This is a genomic window from Paenibacillus phyllosphaerae (assembly GCF_014192105.1).
GTDB lineage: Bacteria > Bacillota > Bacilli > Paenibacillales > Paenibacillaceae > Paenibacillus_Z > Paenibacillus_Z phyllosphaerae.
The window spans coordinates 132,436-149,788 of record NZ_JACHXK010000005.1 but is presented as its reverse complement, the minus strand read 5'-3'; the positions used below and the strand labels follow the sequence as shown (position 1 = coordinate 149,788).

At 57.2% G+C, this 17,353-nt stretch carries 19 protein-coding genes; 17 read left to right on the top strand and 2 right to left on the bottom strand.

Translation table 11 applies throughout. The features are described from left to right. Positions 1-4 precede the first annotated feature (4 nt). The 5 genes from FHS18_RS13190 to FHS18_RS13170 all read left to right on the top strand — a co-directional run bounded on the left by FHS18_RS13190 (position 5) and on the right by FHS18_RS13170 (position 4,836). A complete protein-coding gene (locus FHS18_RS13190; protein WP_183600534.1) occupies positions 5-1,675 on the top strand; it encodes an alpha-amylase family glycosyl hydrolase in 1,671 nt (556 codons plus the stop codon). Positions 1,676-1,813: 138 nt separating this feature from the next. Next, complete coding sequence (locus FHS18_RS13185; protein WP_183600533.1) at positions 1,814-2,047, top strand: hypothetical protein; 234 nt, start codon at positions 1,814-1,816, stop codon at positions 2,045-2,047. Positions 2,048-2,251: 204 nt separating this feature from the next. Then, positions 2,252-2,401 (top strand): DUF1540 domain-containing protein, encoded by a 150-nt coding sequence (locus tag FHS18_RS13180; protein WP_183600532.1) that lies wholly within the window; start codon positions 2,252-2,254, stop codon positions 2,399-2,401. A gap of 255 nt (positions 2,402-2,656) precedes the next feature. Continuing rightward, positions 2,657-3,235: a TetR/AcrR family transcriptional regulator gene (locus FHS18_RS13175; protein ID WP_183600531.1), complete on the top strand. Its 579-nt coding sequence runs from the start codon at positions 2,657-2,659 to the stop codon at positions 3,233-3,235. A gap of 137 nt (positions 3,236-3,372) precedes the next feature. Next, the gene (locus FHS18_RS13170; protein WP_183600530.1) at positions 3,373-4,836 is read left to right on the top strand and encodes a DHA2 family efflux MFS transporter permease subunit; all 1,464 of its coding nucleotides are present in this window, start codon (positions 3,373-3,375) and stop codon (positions 4,834-4,836) included. A 94-nt stretch (positions 4,837-4,930) separates the two neighbouring features. Here the strand turns inward: FHS18_RS13170 and FHS18_RS13165 are convergent, their stop codons facing one another. Further along, positions 4,931-5,656, bottom strand: a complete 726-nt coding sequence (locus tag FHS18_RS13165) for a hypothetical protein (RefSeq protein WP_183600529.1) — start codon at positions 5,654-5,656, stop codon at positions 4,931-4,933. A gap of 199 nt (positions 5,657-5,855) precedes the next feature. After that, on the bottom strand, positions 5,856-7,619 hold the full coding sequence (locus tag FHS18_RS13160; RefSeq protein ID WP_183600528.1) for an alpha-glycosidase: 1,764 nt from the start codon (positions 7,617-7,619) through the stop codon (positions 5,856-5,858). Between the two features lie 325 nt (positions 7,620-7,944). On the opposite strand from FHS18_RS13160, the gene FHS18_RS13155 reads away from it, so the two are divergent. The 12 genes from FHS18_RS13155 (at position 7,945) to FHS18_RS13100 (ending at position 17,312) form a co-directional block, all read left to right on the top strand. Further along, complete coding sequence (locus FHS18_RS13155) at positions 7,945-8,538, top strand: TetR/AcrR family transcriptional regulator (protein WP_183600527.1); 594 nt, start codon at positions 7,945-7,947, stop codon at positions 8,536-8,538. Positions 8,539-8,632: 94 nt separating this feature from the next. Further along, positions 8,633-8,995 carry a DMT family transporter gene (locus FHS18_RS13150; protein ID WP_183600526.1) on the top strand — a complete coding sequence of 121 codons (363 nt, stop codon included), beginning with the start codon at positions 8,633-8,635 and terminating at the stop codon, positions 8,993-8,995. Positions 8,996-9,033: 38 nt separating this feature from the next. Further along, positions 9,034-9,357: a DMT family transporter gene (locus FHS18_RS13145; RefSeq protein ID WP_183600525.1), complete on the top strand. Its 324-nt coding sequence runs from the start codon at positions 9,034-9,036 to the stop codon at positions 9,355-9,357. Positions 9,358-9,436: 79 nt separating this feature from the next. Next, positions 9,437-10,114, top strand: a complete 678-nt coding sequence (locus tag FHS18_RS13140) for a serine/threonine-protein kinase (protein WP_343060524.1) — start codon at positions 9,437-9,439, stop codon at positions 10,112-10,114. A gap of 18 nt (positions 10,115-10,132) precedes the next feature. Then, positions 10,133-11,032 carry a DUF72 domain-containing protein gene (locus FHS18_RS13135; RefSeq protein ID WP_183600524.1) on the top strand — a complete coding sequence of 300 codons (900 nt, stop codon included), beginning with the start codon at positions 10,133-10,135 and terminating at the stop codon, positions 11,030-11,032. A gap of 172 nt (positions 11,033-11,204) precedes the next feature. Next, positions 11,205-11,630 (top strand): RrF2 family transcriptional regulator, encoded by a 426-nt coding sequence (locus FHS18_RS13130; protein WP_183600523.1) that lies wholly within the window; start codon positions 11,205-11,207, stop codon positions 11,628-11,630. A 128-nt stretch (positions 11,631-11,758) separates the two neighbouring features. After that, positions 11,759-12,070: a thioredoxin gene (trxA, locus tag FHS18_RS13125; protein ID WP_183600522.1), complete on the top strand. Its 312-nt coding sequence runs from the start codon at positions 11,759-11,761 to the stop codon at positions 12,068-12,070. A 231-nt stretch (positions 12,071-12,301) separates the two neighbouring features. Next, positions 12,302-12,973, top strand: coding sequence for a response regulator transcription factor (locus FHS18_RS13120; protein WP_183600521.1), 672 nt, complete (start codon positions 12,302-12,304; stop codon positions 12,971-12,973). Next, positions 12,970-14,361, top strand: a complete 1,392-nt coding sequence (locus FHS18_RS13115; RefSeq protein ID WP_183600520.1) for a HAMP domain-containing sensor histidine kinase — start codon at positions 12,970-12,972, stop codon at positions 14,359-14,361. The genes FHS18_RS13120 and FHS18_RS13115 overlap by 4 nt, the downstream gene beginning before the upstream one ends. A 589-nt stretch (positions 14,362-14,950) precedes the next feature. After that, positions 14,951-15,865: an ABC transporter ATP-binding protein gene (locus tag FHS18_RS13110; protein WP_183600519.1), complete on the top strand. Its 915-nt coding sequence runs from the start codon at positions 14,951-14,953 to the stop codon at positions 15,863-15,865. Next, complete coding sequence (locus tag FHS18_RS13105) at positions 15,865-16,578, top strand: ABC transporter permease (protein WP_183600518.1); 714 nt, start codon at positions 15,865-15,867, stop codon at positions 16,576-16,578. The genes FHS18_RS13110 and FHS18_RS13105 overlap by 1 nt, the downstream gene beginning before the upstream one ends. Further along, entirely contained in the window at positions 16,578-17,312 is a 735-nt protein-coding gene (locus FHS18_RS13100; RefSeq protein ID WP_183600517.1) for an ABC transporter permease, read from the top strand. The genes FHS18_RS13105 and FHS18_RS13100 overlap by 1 nt, the downstream gene beginning before the upstream one ends. Positions 17,313-17,353 lie beyond the last annotated feature (41 nt).

Sequence of the window (17,353 nt, the reverse complement as noted above, 5' to 3'; positions counted from 1 at the left end):
GCCTATGAACAAAAAAAACAAACGAAGTTGGATCGGGGCTGCGCTCAGCGCAGCCCTGTTTCTTGGTATCGTCGGCTGCTCATCCGGTAACGGGGAAGCGCCTGCGGGCAATGACGCAAGCAAACAAGAAACCGCTGCCAACAATAATGGCAACAATAATGGCGCAGGAACGGGTACGGCGGGCAATGTAACGACAGCCGCTGTGGACGAACAGCCCTCTACCGTTTATTACGAAATCTTCGTCCGTTCTTTCTATGACTCCGATGGCGATGGCATCGGCGATCTGAATGGCGTGACGAAGAAGCTGGATTACCTGAAGGATCTTGGCATAGGCGGCATCTGGCTCATGCCGATCAACGCGTCGCCTAGCTATCATGGCTATGATGTAACGGACTACTACGCCGTGAACGAAGAATACGGCACGTTGGAAGATTTGAAGACGATGCTCGATGAGGCGCACAAGCGCGGCATTAAGGTCATTATGGACCTGGTCGTCAATCATACGAGCACGGAACACCCTTGGTTCAAGGAAGCGCTAGCAGATCCGAATAGCAAGTACCGCAACTGGTATACGTTCAAAAGCGCCTCTGAGAATCTGCCGGGCGACGGCGCGACTGGCGGTAACCCGTGGCATTCGGCGGGCAGCGACAAATATCTCGGCGTCTTCTGGGAAGGCATGCCGGATCTGAATATGGATGAACCGGCGGTTCGGGCGGAAATCATCAAAGCCGGTCAGTTCTGGCTGGAGCAAGGGATGGATGGCTTCCGCCTCGACGCGGCCAAGCACATCTACGGAGACTTCAAGTCGACGATCAATTCCGATGAAGTGAAGGCGAAGAACCAGGCGTTCTGGCAGGAATTCCGCGCTGGCATGTCCGAGGTGAAGGACGATGCTTACCTCATCGGCGAGGTATGGGATTCGCCGGTCATTGTCGCCCCTTATCTGGATAAAGCACTGGACTCCGGCTTTAACTTCGATCTGGCGACGAAGCTGCTGTCGGCGGCGGATACCGAGACGAACCCGGATGTCGCGTTCTCGCTGAAGCGCGTATACACGATGTACGAGAAAGCTTCGAACGGCGAGTTCGTCGATGCGACGTTCCTGGCTAACCATGACCAGAACCGGACGATGAGCGTGCTGGGCGGCAACGTCGATCATGCGAAGATGGCGGCGGCGGTGCAGTTCACTTTGCCGGGCAATCCGTTCATCTACTACGGCGAGGAAATCGGCATGCAGGGCATGAAGCCGGACGAAGCCATCCGCGAGCCGATGCCTTGGTATGCCGGGAAGGATGGCGGCGAAGGCCAGGCGGCGTGGGAGACGTCGCACTACTGGAAGGAAGGCGCGAACGTAGAGACGCAGCTAGCCGATGACAACTCGCTGCTGAACTATTACAAGCTGCTCATCGCATGGCGTACCGAGATTCCGGCGCTGCGTGACGGAGGCTTGGAAGAATATAAGCTCGACAATCCGAAGATCGGCGCATTCCTGCGCATGACGGCGGAGGAAGAGGTGCTTGTCGTTCATAATATGAGCGGCGAGGAGCAGTCGATCGAGCTTGCCGCAAGCGAAGGTAAGTCGCTTCGCGAGCTGCTCAAGACGAGCAAGGACGGGGCTTCCCTGTCCGGAACGAAGCTGACGCTGCCTGCGTACAGCACGGTGATTGTGAAGTAACATGAGGAAGGTCGGGAAGGCGGTGCACTAGCCGTTTTCCCGGCCTTTTTTGGTGTTCACTTGGGGGTATTGTTGTTTCGAACAACCTTGGAATGAGGTATGAGAGGGTACACCACGGATAGGAGGGAGGTGCGAGTGATGGACAAGCATACTGATAGGGAATCGCTGCAAAATGGCCAGCAGAACCGCGATCATCCGGAGCAATATCCGACCGACCAACCGAGCCTATTCGATATGTGGGAGAGCGAGCGCCATGTCGACGCGATTCCGGTCGAGGAGCTTAAGATCAGTCAGGACGACGAGAAGGACAAGTCGCATACGAAGGATCAATCGTCCAGCGCGAGGAAGTATCATTCGGGGTTCGAGAAATAGCATGGTTGCTAGAATAATTCTAAATGAACGAAGCGAGGAATATAGCAAAGGATTGCGAAAAGGTGAAAGTTTTGCTATGCTAAGAGAAGTCCGAATTTAGGACAAATGCCAAATAACCCGATCAATTAGATCGAGTTCATATCGTTATGCAAGCACCACCTTGCTTAACGATTCCGGCAAATACAATTGATGAGGTGAGCCAACATGGCGAAAGACGTATTGTGCGAAGTGAACTCCTGCCGTTACTGGGCAACAGAGAACAAATGCTCTGCAACATCGATCTACATTGTAAGCCACGCTTCTAAAGCAAGCGAATCCGCTGAGACGGACTGTAAAACATTCGAAACGAAATAAGTCTTACCGATGAAGGAGCCGCCCTACGGCTCTTTCTTCTTTTTGTATTGTATCAAGAATGATAATTGTTATCAAGCCCCGATTGAGAGAATTTTTCATTATCAATACGGGTTCCTACAAAGAACGGCCATCCCATAACCGCAAGGCGTGATTAGCCGTCATGTTTCGCGTTTTTTTGCAATTGATTATTGATTTCCTGGCGCTCTTTGCGCATATTATATATATAGACCAGTTGTTATAATGGAGATGAACGCATTGGGAACCGAGAAACCAAGTTCCAAGGACATCATTCTGGAGACGGCGGCGCGGCTGTTCGCCAAGCAGGGCTATCATGGCACCGGACTTAATCAAATCATCCGCGAAAGCGGCGCGCCGAAGGGATCGCTTTATTATTATTTCCCGAGGGGCAAAGAGGAGCTCGCCATCGCCTGCGTCAACCTGATCAGACGGGGATTGCAAGACAAAATTATGGAGCAGATGGCTAAGGCGCGGAAGCCGGCCGACTTCATGCGGAATTTCGTTCGTGATATGGCGGACAGCATCGATGTTTGCGGTACGGATGGCCTTATCCCGTTCGGCTTCTGGGCAGCTGCCGAGACCTCGGCGGTCAGCGATTCGCTGCGGGATGCTTGCAAGGTCGCCTTCAAGGAATGGAAGGCAATCTTGGCGGCCAAGCTCGTGGAACTGGGCGTCGAACATGAGCTGGCGGATGGCAAGGCCGATCTTGCGGTATGCCTGATCGAAGGCGCCACCATCATGGCGATCGTCGAACGGGAATCCAGAGCGATGCGCCGCGTAGCCGAACATCTTCCCGTCATTCTGAGCGTACCTTGAGAGAGGGGAGAAGGCACCGCCTTGCGACAATGGGCTTACGTCCCGTTGTTTTGTGAAGAAATTATATAGAACGGTCTAGTTATAAAGATTGGCGCGGCATTAACCGCGTCTTTCAATAGATAGAAGGAGTGGAGACCATGCAAGCTTCAGCAGCAACAACCGGCGCCGGCGTAACGGCAGCCAAGAAAGACATTAAAGTGTTTCCCGTCGTTCTCGCTTTCCTACTCAGCGGGTTCATCGGCCTGTTCAGTGAGACGGCATTAAACGTCGCGCTGACCGATCTGATGCAAGTATTCAACATCGGCTCGTCGACCATTCAGTGGCTGACGACAGGCTATCTGCTGACGATGGGGATTTTGGTCCCGTTATCGGGCTTGCTCATTCAGCGTTATACGACAAGACAGCTGTTTATTACGGCTCTTGCTCTATCGTGCCTTGGCGCGCTTGTCGGAGCCGTTGCCTGGAGCTTCAGCATCCTGATGGTATCGCGGATTATTCAAGCGATCGGCACTGCGCTGCTGTTGCCGCTAATGTTCAATACGATATTGGTTATTTTCCCAGTAGAAAAACGCGGCGCCGCCATGGGTCTCATCGGTCTCGTTATCATGTTCGCTCCAGCAATAGGACCGACAATTGCAGGCCTGCTTATCGAAGCGCTGAACTGGCATTATATCTTCTGGATTTCGCTCGTGTTTCTTGTGATCGCCTTGATTCTGGGCATCCTCACGATGCAGAATGTCTCCGAGACGAGCAAGCCGCGCATTGATCTGCCGTCCATGCTGCTGTCCACGCTCGGATTCGGCGGTATCGTCTTCGGCTTCAGCAGCGCAGGCGAAGGTCATGGCGGATGGAGCAGCCCGACCGTACTGGTCTCGCTTGCGATCGGTCTCGTCGCGCTTATTCTATTCTCGGTGCGTCAGTTGAAAATGTCCGTGCCGATGCTCGATCTGCGCGCCTTCAAGTACCCGATGTTCACGATCGGCGCCCTCATGGTCGCCCTATGCATGATGGTCATTCTCTCGTCGATGCTCGTGCTGCCGATGTACTTGCAGGCAGGATTGGCTTTCTCCACGCTTACCGCAGGTCTGATCTTGCTGCCGGCCAGCGCATTGAATGGACTTATGGCACCGGTTATGGGCAAGTTGTTCGACAAATACGGGCCGAAATGGATCGTCCTGCCGGGTCTCGTCCTGGTGGTGGCCGCGCTCTGGCTGTTCTCCGGCGTTACGCTCGCTTCATCGGTCGGCTTTATCATTGCCGTCCATATTCTGATGATGATCGGCGTCTCGATGATCATGATGCCGGCACAGACGAACGGGCTCAACCAGCTCCCGCCGCAGCTGTATCCGCACGGCACGGCCATTATGAACACGATGCAACAAGTGTTCGGCGCGATCGGCACGGCCGTCGCGGTCAGCGTCATGAGTAATGGCCAAGAGCGGTTCATGAGCCAGGCCGACAATCCGAGCGACCCCACGCTTATTACGTCCGCACTGACAGCCGGCGTACAGGACGCGTTCCTGTTCGGCATGATCGTCGCCGTGATCGGCCTAGTGCTCTCCTTGTTCATCAAGCGGGTAGTCGTTAACCGTTCGCACTAATTTCGCACTGCCTAAATGAAAAATGCAGCCCGTCTCATCGACGGGCTGCATTTTTGTTAGACAGAAGGGGGCCGACTGCGAGCGGGCGTATCCCCTACTCTTGCCCCACCTGATGCTGCTTGATATAAGCATCGTTGATAACCGCGGTCTTGGAGCCGTTCCAGTAAGCGTAAGCGGCCTTGCCTTCCTCTTCGTTCATCGTATAGGTCTTCGTAGCGACGAACTTGAGTTTGGTCTTGTCCAGCTTATAGTTGACGAACGACCATTGTTTCTTGGTCGGCGTATATTCGACGTTCTGATAGAGGCCGCTTCCGGTCGCGCGGATCGCATTGCTGACGCCGTAGCTGAGGCCGTTAATTTGCTTCAGCGTGCCATTGACCATCGCATAGATGTGATAGCTGCTGAGCGGCGCTGTCTCGCAGGTTGCGAAGACGAGCAGGTTCGGGCTGCCGACCAACGTGTAGACGAAGGTGTATTTGCCGGTCAGCGGGAAGCTCCCCGGATTCATGATTTCGGCGGTGGAGCCGCCTTTCTTGAAGTAGGCGATGCGGTATTGATTCATGAATAAGTTCTTGCCTTGCGCCGGACAGGCGGCTGGCTTGGTCTTCGCGCGGGTTTCCTTGGCGGTGGCATATACATAGACATTGTACAGCGTATCGCCTTCATTCAGCAGTGTCGCATGCCGGCTCTTCTTGCTGTAAGTTGCAACGAGTTTGTTGTACGCAGAGGAGGTAGTAGTTGCAGCATAAGCAGGAAGGGAGGAAGCGAGCAGGCATAGCGCGAGGATGAGCGAGCTGAATGCGATCCACTTCTTCTTCATAACGATCTCCTTCCATCATAGGTATTCAGAAATTCTGACAACAATCGCCATTAATTATACCAAATTGTGACTATGGAAAGAAAGGAACCAAAGAAGTAGATAGAAAGTAATGGATACAAAGAATCAGGTCTTAGAATGAAAAAAATCCCGCCCGTCAGCGCAGGCTGATAGGCGGGATCTTATCGTTATCAAGCTATCGTTACTTCGCCGGTTCTCCGTCTTCAAGCAGCTGCAGTACCGCGAATCCATACTCCGGCAGGGAGAGCGTAAGGTCCTTCGCTTTCACTTCCACCGTCTCGCCCGTGAAGGCGTTGCGGTAGGTGCCGGCTGCTGCGGTTACCGTTACCTTGCGCGCCGTACCGCCGGCATTCATCGCGATGATGAAGCGTTCGCCGCTTGCGAGGCGCTCGAATACGATCGCCGCATCCTTGGCAGCCGCGTGCAGGAATCGGATGTCCATCGAGCGAAGCGCGGCATGGTTCTTGCGCAGCGCGATGAGCGTCCGGTAGAAGTGCAGCAGATCGCCGTTCTGTTCGGCTTCATCCCACACCATGCACTTGCGGCAGCCTGGATCGTGACCGCCGGTCATGCCGACTTCGTCGCCGTAGTAGATACACGGCGTGCCGGGGTAAGTGAGCTGGAACAGCGCCGACAACTTCATCTTGCGCTCATTGCCGTTGCACAGCGTAAGCAGGCGCGCCGTGTCATGGCTGTCGAGCAGGTTGAATGCCGCTTCGCCGACTTGCTGCGGATAAGCGCCCAATTGTTTGCCGATCGCGTTGGCGAAGCCAAGACCGTCGATCTTGCCGAATGCGGCATAATCGAGGACCGCGTTCGTGAACGGGTAGTTCATGACCGCATCGAACTGGTCGCCTTGCAGCCACATCATCGAGTCATGCCAGATTTCGCCGAGGATGTAGGCATCCGGCTTCGCGGATTTCACCGTCTGGCGGAACTCGCGCCAGAACTGGTGGTCAACCTCGTTGGCGACGTCCAGGCGCCAGCCGTCGATGCCGACTTCCTCGATCCAGTATTTCGCGGCGCCGAGCAGATACTTCTTGACGTCTTCGTTCTCGGTGTTGAGCTTCGGCATGATCGGCTCGAAGGCGAACGTGTCATAGGTCGGGATGCCGTTCTCGACGCGGAGCGGCCAGTCGCGGACATGGAACCAGTTCGCGTATTCGGAATCGGCGCCTTTCTCCTTCGCGTCGAGGAACGGACCGAACGTCGCCCCGGCATGATTGAACACGGCGTCGAGCAGGACGCGGATGCCGCGCTTGTGGCACAGCTCCACGAGCTCCTTCACCTTGTCGTTATTGCCGAAATGCTTGTCGACCTGCATATAGTCCTGCGTGTCGTACTTGTGATTCGTCGTCGCTTCGAAGATCGGGCAGAAGTAGATCGCGTTAATGCCCAGATTCTCGAGGTAATCGAGATGGTCGATAACCCCTTGCAGGTCGCCGCCGAAGAAATTGCTCGGCGTCGGCGTGCCGCCCCATGGCTCGACGTTAGCCGGATCGTTGGAAGGATCGCCGTTGGCGAAGCGCTCCGGGAAGATCTGATAGAAGATGGCGTCCTTCACCCATGCCGGCGGCTCGAACACGTCGATCGGGTTAATGAACGGGTAATCGAACGCTTCGAGCGAATGGGCGGGCTGCGTTTTCTCGAAGCCTTTCTCGGTCAGCCACAGCTTCTTGCGGCCTTCCTCGAGCTGGAAGAAGTAACGCAGGCGGCGGTATGGCGGCTTGACGGCAACTTCCCAGTAATCGAACAATTCGTCCGAGGCGAATACGCGCATCGGCACTTTGCGCACCGTCTGATCCCAAGCATACTTGTCGCCGACAACGGCTTGGATCCGGTCGATATCATTGCGTTTGGTGCGGATCCGGATATGGAGGGTTTCGCGGTCGTACGCGTAACACCAGTTTTGTTTGGGACGATGGTAGATGGCTTCGAGCAACATGGCTATTTTCACGCTCCTAGTGGAATCGGTTAGGGCCGTACTACGCAAAAAAGGTACAACCTCATATACGTAAGTAAGAGGTTGTACCTTTAGGTAGCATGGCCTTTAAGTTATGGAATTATTATACCACGGCGGCATTCGGTTCTCCAAGCCGGAAGCCGTCAAAAATGGCCGGAAATCCTGAATTTCTTGTGAATAACCTAACCGTCGCCGAAGGGGGATATAACGAGATTGACACCTGCGAGGAGGTTCGGCTACAATGACGTGAGCTAACGATCGTTAGGGGGCTTGGGCTCTTGTTAGATCGCGGAAGGGGGGGATGGGCATGACAGCTAGCAAATTGAAGCAGGCGGCCATGGTGCTGTTCACCGAATCGGGTTACGAAGGCACCTCGCTGTCGGAGATCGCGAAGGCCGTCGGGATTAAGACGCCGTCCATCTACGCGCATTTCGAATCGAAGGAACAGCTGTTCATGAGCGTGCTCGAAGACGTGCTGGCCGAGGAGCGGCTGCGCTTTGGCGCAATGATGGAGAAGACGGAAGGGCAGCCGCCGATTGAACGGGTACGGGCCGCATTCGATCATTTCAGCGCGCCGGATACGACGACTGGCCATACCTTCTTGAAGCGTGCGATCATGGTCCCGCCGAGGCATCTCCGCGACCGGCTGCGAGCGGATTTTGCCGCCTTCGAGTTGTTCCTGAATGCCGGAATGGAGCAGCTCTTCCGGAATTGCTCGACCCGCGGGAAGGATCAGGTCCCGGAGGTGGAGCGGCTGATCGTGCTGTTCTACGGCCTGGTAGACGGTCTGTTGGTGGAGCATGAAGCCTATGAGGAACAAGTATTTGAGGTTCGGCGCCGTATGCTCTGGGAATGGTTCGAGCGGGCGCTGCAGGAGACAGAAGGGACGGCCGCAAAGTAGGGTGACAGCCTTTGCGAGCGGTGTACGGAATAGATGAGCACTGCGGCGGAATGAAACTTGAGCAGTTTCATCCTGCTAGTGAGGGAGGGCAACTATGGGTTGGTTTTACGTGCTGATAGGCGGTTTGTTCGAGGTGGGTTGGGCGTACGGCCTGCGCGCGTCGGAGGGCTTCACGAAGCCGGTCGCAAGCGTGGTGACGATTATTACGCTGGCGATCAGCTTCTATCTGTTCGCCAAGGCGATGCGGATGCTGGAGATCGGAACGGCATATGCCGTATATACCGGAATCGGTACGGCGGGCACGGCGATCGTCGGCATGCTGGTGCTCGGGGAGCCGGCGGATGCGCTGCGCATCTTTTTCGTGGCCTTATTGGTCGGCGGCATAATCGGCATCAAGCTCGTCTCGGAGGACGGAGACAAGAAGGACGCTTCCCGCGAGGAGCCGGATGCTTCTTAATTTTGTGCGTTGGTAAGCGCGAGGGGAGGGATACGACGATGGCATGGGTATTTCTGCTGTTATCCGGACTTAGCGAGGTGAGCGGGGTTACGTTCATGAAGCTGTCTGACGGGTTCCGCAAATGGAAGGGGACCGTCGGCGCCATTATATCCGGTATTTTCAGCTTTTATTTTCTATCGCGGGCGCTGCAGGAAATACCGATCAGCACCGCTTACGGCGTGTGGACGGGGATCGGGTCGGCAGGCAGCGTCATCTTGGGCATGATGCTGTTCGGCGAGTCGCGCGACCGCCGGAAACTGCTCTTCATCGCGATGATTATTGCGGGCGTCGCGGGACTTAGGATCGTTGGAGGAGGGCATTAGCCTTTCCTTTAACGGTCTTTTCTTTTGTGACGGTCCGTCATACAATGAAGGCATTGATGAAGAAGGGGCGTAAGCAATCGTGACAGAACGTATGGAGCCGCAGGCATTCGTAAGGCTGGTCGAGGAAACGCTGCTGCCGGACCTCGTGCTCGAGAGTGTCGATCCGCACGAACCGATTGTCGTGCGCAAGAAGCCGGATGTGTGGCACAAGCTTGGCGCGGGTAATTATGCAGGTGTATTTGCGCATCCGGATGCGCATGATGTTGTGGTGAAGATCTATGCGCCGGGTCGCGATGGATTCGAGGAGGAAGTCGAGGTGTACCGCCGTCTGGAGGACCATCCGGCATACTCCCAGTGCTATTATTCCGCGGAGACAGACGGGCATCAGTATCTTGTGCTGCGCCGCTTGCGCGGGAAGACGCTATATCAGAGCGTGCTCGACGGGACGCGCATCCCGCGGCAGGTAATGACCGATATCGACGAGGCGCTGGCGTATGCCAAGAGCAAAGGTCTCTGCCCGCATGACGTACACGGGAAGAACGTAATGCAGCATGAAGGGCGCGGATTGGTGGTCGACGTATCGGATTTCTTGAAGACGGACCCTTGCCGGATGTGGGACGATTTGAAGAAAGCCTACGACAAGTTCTACATTCCGGTCATGTCCAAGCTGCCGCTGCCGATTCCCGAATGGATGATGGACGGCGTGCGCAAAGGCTATCGGATGCTGCGCTCGTTATCGGGAAGCCGCAGCCGCTAGAGAGGTGACGGTAAGGCGATGATCGAGATAGGGTTATGCGGATGGGGGGACCATGACGCGATCTATGCGAGCCCCAAGGAGAAGAATAAGCTTGCGGCTTACGCGAACTGGTTCCCTACCGTGGAAGTGGACAGCTCCTTCTATGCGGTTCAGGCGCCAAGGCTGGCGGAAAAGTGGGTGGCCGATACGCCGCCGAATTTCCGCTTCGTCGTGAAGGCCTATCAGGGAATGACTGGTCACACCCGCGGCGGCGGCATTCGTCCGTTCGAGAGCGAGGAAGCGATGTATGCGGCCTTCCTGGCCTCCATCGAGCCGATTCGGGCGGCGGGCAAGCTGTCGGCGGTATTGTTCCAGTATCCGCCGTGGTTCCGCTGCGACCGCGAACATGTGGCCCAGCTGCGGGCGGCCAAGGCAAGGATGACGGATATCCCTTGCGCGCTGGAGTTCCGCCACCAGAGCTGGTACGAGCCGGCGATGCGGGAACGGACCTTGGATTTTACGAGGCGAGAAGGCTGGATCCATACGGTGTGCGATGAGCCGCAGGCAGGCGAAGGATCCGTGCCGATCGTCGAAGCGGTGACGGATGCGCAGTTGTCGCTGATCCGGCTGCATGGGCGGAATGTCTCGGGCTGGCACAGCTCCGGACAGCCGAATTGGCGGGATGTGCGCTATCTGTACCGGTACAATGACGACGAGCTGGAGGAGTGGGCGCAGCGCATTCGCAGACTTGCGGAGCAGACGGAGCGCGTGTGCGTCTTGTTCAACAACAATTCCGGCGGCGATGCGGCGGACAATGCGCTCACGCTCATGCGGATGCTGGATGTGGTACCGCCACGGGGCTCCTACGACCTGCCGGTGAAGATTGAGCCGGAGCCGGTCGACCAGCTGGATTTGTTTGATTTGCCCGATACATGGTGAATGTTCGGTGGAGGCCTGTTCAGGCGGGCCAGTTCCCAGTTGTTGCGCGGAGACCGTGCAGAAGTAAGCGGATAAATCCAGGCGATGCATCGTAAAATAGAAGGCGAACCCGCGTTGACAATTACAACTGTAACTGATATTATTACAGTATAAAGCGGGGTGACCGTTGCAGATGAACAGCGAATTTACGATAGCCGTCCATAGCCTCGTTTACTTGGCCTACCTGCCTGAGCGGATGGCCCCGAGCGAGCAGATTGCCGAGAATGTGGCGACGAACCCGGCCCGCATACGCAAGGTGATGAGCTGCCTGCGCAAAGGCGGATACGTGGACACCCGTGAAGGAGCGGGAGGCGGTTACCGCCTGACGCTTGACCCGGCTGTCGTGACATTGGCCGATGTGTATCGGCTAATGGCGCAAGGTTCCGTCATTCCGAGCTGGTGCTCAGGCGATCCGGATATGGACTGCGTTGTCGGTTCCAACATGACATCGGTGATGAACGGCATTTTCTGCAGGGCGGAGAAGCAGCTCGAGGATTATTTTGCCGGGATTACGATAGCTGATGTGCTCCGGCAGATCCGGGTCTGCAAGCCGAGCTGACGCTTCTTAAGCAAGCCGGGGAATCTCCCCGCTCGCAAGCGGGCTTCTAGCACGATAGCTGTTAGGAGCAGTGAAGTTTCCCCTACTTATACAGTAGGAACCCATTAGTCTTGAGAGGATGATGAACAATGGCAGTAGCATTGACCAAAGATACGTTCAACCAAAGCATCGAGAGCGGCGTAACGCTCGTTGATTTCTGGGCGCCATGGTGCGGCCCTTGCAAAATGCAGCTTCCAATCGTAGAAGAGCTGTCGACGGAACTGTCCGGCACGGCTACAATCGCGAAAATCAACGTGGACGAAGAGCCTGAGCTCGCTTCCCAATTCGGCGTCATGAGCATCCCGACGCTGATCCTGTTCAAAGACGGCCAACCAGTCGACAAAATGGTCGGTCTGCAATCCAAAGATTCGCTTAAAAGCAAAATCGAGCGCCAGCTGTAAGCTTAAGCTAACGCTGCCGGCTTGAAGCGTTAATCGCGCTATAGAGCGGCGGAAGACCCGGGGGGATGACCTCCGGGTCTTCTCTATTTTAAACCGCGCGGACTCGGGCGAGGATGATGAATCATCATAGAACGGCCTTATGGTGCAAAGGATTTAAACGAAATTTAACTTCCTTTTGCGCTGCGCGTTCACTATGATGAGGGCACAACGACGTGAAATTGGGGTATGTCCATGACTAGAGTGCTCTATATTGAAGACGACCTGGAGATCGGCCGCTGGACCAAGGAAGACTTGGAGCAGCGCGGCTTTCAGGTGACGTGGCTGACGTCCGGCGACGAGGCGGCCGCGCATATCCGCGAAGCCGACATCGTCATTCTCGATGTGATGCTGCCGGGACTCGACGGTTTCACCGTCGGGCAGCGGCTGAAGCGGGAGGAGCCGCAAGTGCCGATTCTGATGCTCTCGGCGCGCACCTCGGTCGACGATAAGCTGCAGGGGCTGCAGTTCGCCGACGATTATTTGACCAAGCCGTTCCATCCGGAGGAACTGGCCGCTCGCCTTATGGTGCTGCTGCGGCGCTTCGGACGCGAAGGCGGGCAGGAGATCGTCCTGGGCCATTTGCGGATCGATCCGGATAAGCCAACGGTGACGGTCACCGGGAGTGGCGAGGAAGTGCTGTTGACGGCCAAACAGCTGCAGATCCTGCTCTATTTTCTGAAGCATCCGAACCAGATCGTGACCAAGGAGCAGATCTATGAGGCGGTATGGGGCGAGCCGTTCATGGAGGGCGACAAGACGGTGCTGGTCCATATCCGCTATTTGCGGGAGAAGATCGAACTGGACCCGAGCGCCCCGACCATTATTGAGACGATCCGCGGACTCGGTTACCGGGTGAAGCAATGAAACGATTCAAGCTGAACCATTCGCTGCTCACGCAATATGTGCTGATCGTGCTGTGCGCCTTGGTGCTGCTCCCGTTCTCGTTCCCGCTCGTCTCCGTTATCATGTACGTGCCGCAGTTTCTATCCGGCGGCGGCGACGTCAGGAACGGCACGTACAACGACGGGTTGAAGCTTGAGAGGATGTGGCATGAAGAGGCCGGCAAGTTGCAAGGGGCTGACGAAGAGACGATCGAAGGGCATCTGAGCGAGCTGAAGGCCAAGTATCCGCTGGCGTCGATGTATCGGGTCGACGCGGATGGCGTGCTGCAAGCGGCGCTGCCCGAGAACCCGAAGCTGCCTGCACAGTGGACGCCTACGTATACGGTACAGTTCATGAAGGCGCGCAGCGGCGGAGATCCGTTCACGGTCGTGGCTCTGCTGGGGGACGAGAAGGACGAAGGCTTCATCGTCTTCGAGCTGCCGCGCAATGTGATGCGCACGAGCGACGGAGGAGTGAGCAATAACTTCGGCTTCATCTTCGTCGGCGGATTCCTGCTCATTCTGGCGTTGTTCCTCTTCCTCTCGTTCATGTTCTTCTACCGGATCCGCAGGCGGTTGGTACGGCTGCAGACGGCGATGACCGGACCGCCGGCAGAGAACGGAAGCGGGATTCCTGCGCAGGTGGAGGTATTGGCGAGCGACGAGATCGGCCGGTTGGAGCAGTCGTTCAATGCGATGATCGGCAAACTGGAAGCGAGCCGGGCGCGCGAAGCCGAAGAAGAGGTGCTGCGCCGGGAGCTGATCGCGAAGCTGTCGCATGATCTGCGCACGCCGCTGACGACGATCCGCGGCCATGCTTACAGCCTGCGCAGCGAGTCGCTAAGCGAGCGGGGACAAGAATCGATCGCGCTTATCGAGCGCAAGACCGGCTATCTCGGACAGATGATCGAGAACCTGTTCTCGTACTCGCTCCTGTCCGCCGGCAAGTATCCTTATCGTCCCAAGCAAGTGGAGATCGTGCGGATGACGCGGACGTTCTTCGCCGGCTGGTACCCGGCGTTCGAGCAGGAAGGGTTCGAGATCGATTTGAACCTGCCGGAGGAGGGCTTCATGTGGGTCGTCGATTCCGAGTGGCTGGAGCGGGTGCTCGATAACTATTGCCAGAACGTCCTCCGCCACGCGAAGAGCGGGCGTTATGTCGGGTTAACCGTCGACGCGGCAGGCGGCGGCCGAATCGTGTTGTCCGACCGCGGCGAAGGCATGGGCAGCAGCACGCTCGAAAAAGGAGCTGGGCTCGGTTTGTCCATCGCCTCGCTCATGTTGAAAGAAATGGGACTGCGCGGCGATGTGGCGACAGGCCCGGCGGGAACGGTGATCACGATCTCGCAACGGGTGTTCGGAACTAAATAGATATGCCAACGCGGTGCTCGGAGGAGCAGCGCGTTTTTTTATTGTTGAAAGCCCGAAGGGTAAAGGGTAAAAAGTAAGCTTTGCCCGCGAATGCGGGCAAAGGCGAAGGATAGCTGGGAGCATGCATCAAGCATGCGAGTACGGGTCTGCTCCCCAAGGCAAAACGTCGCGAACGAAGCTCGAACCAAGAGCTTTGTCCAACTGGAGCAGCTAATGTCGAGTCGACATGTCCAGCAATCCCATACTCTTGGACAAAAGCGGGCCTCGCTCGAAAGGAAACATCGAAGACGGCCGCGTAGAAGGTTCGCCAATTACGGGTGTCCAGAGGGCTGTGGCCCTTGGGGTCCCCTCGGCGGAGGGGATTTAGGGGAGGCGAAAAAAAGGGTGTGCAGAGGGCCGTGGCTAAAAGTTTTCCAGCGGAAAACTCGCTTCGGAAGCATAAGCTTGCATCCCCTCCGTTGGAGGGGTGGGGGAGGCAACGGAAAATGGGATTGAAAGGGCAACGCCCTTTTTTTAACCTATTCTTAAACGGAGCCGCCCGCGGAGCTTAACCTTCGCCTTGTAAGATAGGGTTCAGAGGTGAGGGACAATGAGCAAGTGGATTGTGGAGACGAATCAATTAACGAAGAAGCTGGGCGGCAAAGCCGTCGTTAGCGATGTGAACCTGCGGATCAAGGAAGGCGACATCTACGGTTTTCTCGGCCCGAACGGCGCGGGCAAAACAACGACGATCCGCATGCTGCTGGGCTTGGCGAAGCCGACTTACGGGCATGTGCATATTTTCGGCCACGAGCTGGCGCGGAAGCGGATCGAGATTCTGCGGAAGGTCGGATCGCTGGTGGAGTATCCGTCTTTCTACGGCCATCTGACCGCGTACGACAACCTGGAAGCGGTGCGCCGCCTGCTGGACGTGCCGCGCTCGCGGATCGACCAGGTGCTGGAGGTCGTCCGGCTGACGAAGGAAGCGCGGCGGGCGGTGAAGGGGTACTCGCTCGGCATGAAGCAGCGGCTCGGCATCGCAACGGCGCTGCTCGGACAGCCGCAGCTGCTCGTGCTGGACGAACCGACGAACGGCCTGGACCCGGCGGGCATTCTCGAGATTCGCGAATTGATCAAACGGATGCCGCAGGAGCACGGCGTGACGATCCTCGTATCAAGCCACCTATTGTCGGAGATCGACCAGATGGCCAATCGCGTCGGCATCATTACCAAGGGGAAAATGATTTTTCAAGACGAAACGCAAGTGCTCCGGCAGCAGGCGCGAAGCCGCATCCAGCTAGCGGTCAGCGAGCCTGAGGAAGCCTGGCGCATGCTGCTTGCCCATGGCTACCATGTGGATTGGGATCGCCAACAGCTAACGGCCGAGCTGACCGACGACAAGGCGGTCGCGACGATGGTAGCGGCGCTGGTGCAGCACGAATTCGCGGTCTATCGGGTGCAGGAGGAGAGCGCGTCGCTAGAGCAAATCTTCCTGAACATGACCGGCGGGGAGGGGAGTCTCTGATGCGGGGCATTCTAGCTTCGGAGCTGCTCAAGATTCGCGGCAAAATGGTCTGGTTCCTCGTCGTCTTGGGACCTGTCGGCGTCATCCTGCTGCAGGCGGTCAACTTCGGCCTAAGGTACGACTATTTGACCGACCAGTATGCGGACGATCTGTGGGGCGGGCTGATCGGCAACGTGGTGACGCTGGCGCTGCCGACGCTGCTGATCGGCATCGCGATTCTGGCTTCGATGGCGGCAGGCATCGAGCATCAGACGAATGCATGGAAGCAGCTGCTGGCGCTTCCGGTGTCGCGGTCGGCGGTGTTCGCGGGTAAAGCGCTGCTGCACGTGCTGCTGCTCTTCGTCTCTTGTACGCTCATGCTGATCGGAACGTTGGCGCTCGGCTTCGTGCTCGGCTTCGACGCCGGCGCTATCCCGTACGGACGGCTGGCCGAGCTGGTGTATTATCCGTTCCTGGCGGCCCTGCCGCTCATGGTGCTGCAAGTATGGTTGAGCATCACGATGGCGAATCAGGCGGTGCCGCTCACGGTCGGCATCATCGGGATGATCGTCGGCATGTTCGGCTCGCGGTTCGACGACTGGGTGCCGTACAAGTGGCCCCATCTCATCAATGCGGCGGGAGAACCGCTCTACAGCGTAGCTTGCGGCATCGGGCTTGGCGTCGTGCTGCTGCTGATCGGCATGCTGCAATTCGCCGGAAAGGACGTGAAATAATGATGCGGATGTTTCGCTCGGAATGGATGAAGCTGCGCCGGACCGTCATCTGGGCGCTTGCGGTCATCAGCCCTTTGCTTGCTGGCGTGACCGGCTTCTTGAGCGCTGGAGATTATGAGAACGGCCAAGAGGGAGTGTGGCAGATCGCGCTCGGCATCATGGGGCTGCTGCATGCGATGCTGTTCCTGCCGCTGCTGACCGGCGTGTTCGCCGCGCTCCTGTGCCGGTTCGAACACACCGGCGGAGGCTGGAAGCAGCTGCTCGCCCTGCCGGTCTCCCGCAGCTCCGTCTATGCGGTCAAATTCATCTACATTATGCTGCTGCTGGCGATTACGCAGCTGCTCTTCCTGGCGGCGCTGCTGGCGACAGGGCTGCTGCTCGGCTTCGCGGAGCCGATCCCGTGGCGGATGTTGCTCGTATCGGCGCTAGGAGGCTGGCTCGCCTGCCTGCCGCTCGCCGCGCTGCAATTGGCGGTATCGGTCGCATGGTCCAGCTTCGCCGCGCCGCTCGCGGTGAACGTGATCTTCACGATCCCGAATATCCTGATCATCAACTCCGCGCAGTATGGGCCTTACTATCCATGGGCGCAGCCGCTGCTGGCCATGGTGCCGCGGGATGAGATGGGGTTCGGCGCCTTCAATCTGTCGCCGGAGACCTTGCTCGGCGTCATCCTGGTGAGCTTCGTCGTGTTCCTGCTGGGTGGCTGGGGATATTTCATACGCAAGGCGGTGTAAAGCGGAGGTCTGATCAGGCCGCTTTTGCCGCGAAGGTACTG

Excerpts from the sequence above, each read along its gene's own strand:
- FHS18_RS13190 (WP_183600534.1), top strand. The coding sequence starts at position 5 with ATGAACAAAAAAAACAAACGAAGTTGGATCGGGGCTGCGCTCAGCGCA.
- FHS18_RS13185 (WP_183600533.1), top strand. The coding sequence starts at position 1,814 with ATGGACAAGCATACTGATAGGGAATCGCTGCAAAATGGCCAGCAGAAC.
- FHS18_RS13180 (WP_183600532.1), top strand. The coding sequence starts at position 2,252 with ATGGCGAAAGACGTATTGTGCGAAGTGAACTCCTGCCGTTACTGGGCA.
- FHS18_RS13170 (WP_183600530.1), top strand. The coding sequence starts at position 3,373 with ATGCAAGCTTCAGCAGCAACAACCGGCGCCGGCGTAACGGCAGCCAAG.
- FHS18_RS13165 (WP_183600529.1), bottom strand. The coding sequence starts at position 5,656 with ATGAAGAAGAAGTGGATCGCATTCAGCTCGCTCATCCTCGCGCTATGC.
- FHS18_RS13160 (WP_183600528.1), bottom strand. The coding sequence starts at position 7,619 with ATGTTGCTCGAAGCCATCTACCATCGTCCCAAACAAAACTGGTGTTAC.
- FHS18_RS13155 (WP_183600527.1), top strand. The coding sequence starts at position 7,945 with ATGACAGCTAGCAAATTGAAGCAGGCGGCCATGGTGCTGTTCACCGAA.
- FHS18_RS13150 (WP_183600526.1), top strand. The coding sequence starts at position 8,633 with ATGGGTTGGTTTTACGTGCTGATAGGCGGTTTGTTCGAGGTGGGTTGG.
- FHS18_RS13145 (WP_183600525.1), top strand. The coding sequence starts at position 9,034 with ATGGCATGGGTATTTCTGCTGTTATCCGGACTTAGCGAGGTGAGCGGG.
- FHS18_RS13135 (WP_183600524.1), top strand. The coding sequence starts at position 10,133 with ATGATCGAGATAGGGTTATGCGGATGGGGGGACCATGACGCGATCTAT.
- FHS18_RS13130 (WP_183600523.1), top strand. The coding sequence starts at position 11,205 with ATGAACAGCGAATTTACGATAGCCGTCCATAGCCTCGTTTACTTGGCC.
- trxA (WP_183600522.1), top strand. The coding sequence starts at position 11,759 with ATGGCAGTAGCATTGACCAAAGATACGTTCAACCAAAGCATCGAGAGC.
- FHS18_RS13120 (WP_183600521.1), top strand. The coding sequence starts at position 12,302 with ATGACTAGAGTGCTCTATATTGAAGACGACCTGGAGATCGGCCGCTGG.
- FHS18_RS13115 (WP_183600520.1), top strand. The coding sequence starts at position 12,970 with ATGAAACGATTCAAGCTGAACCATTCGCTGCTCACGCAATATGTGCTG.
- FHS18_RS13110 (WP_183600519.1), top strand. The coding sequence starts at position 14,951 with ATGAGCAAGTGGATTGTGGAGACGAATCAATTAACGAAGAAGCTGGGC.
- FHS18_RS13105 (WP_183600518.1), top strand. The coding sequence starts at position 15,865 with ATGCGGGGCATTCTAGCTTCGGAGCTGCTCAAGATTCGCGGCAAAATG.
- FHS18_RS13100 (WP_183600517.1), top strand. The coding sequence starts at position 16,578 with ATGATGCGGATGTTTCGCTCGGAATGGATGAAGCTGCGCCGGACCGTC.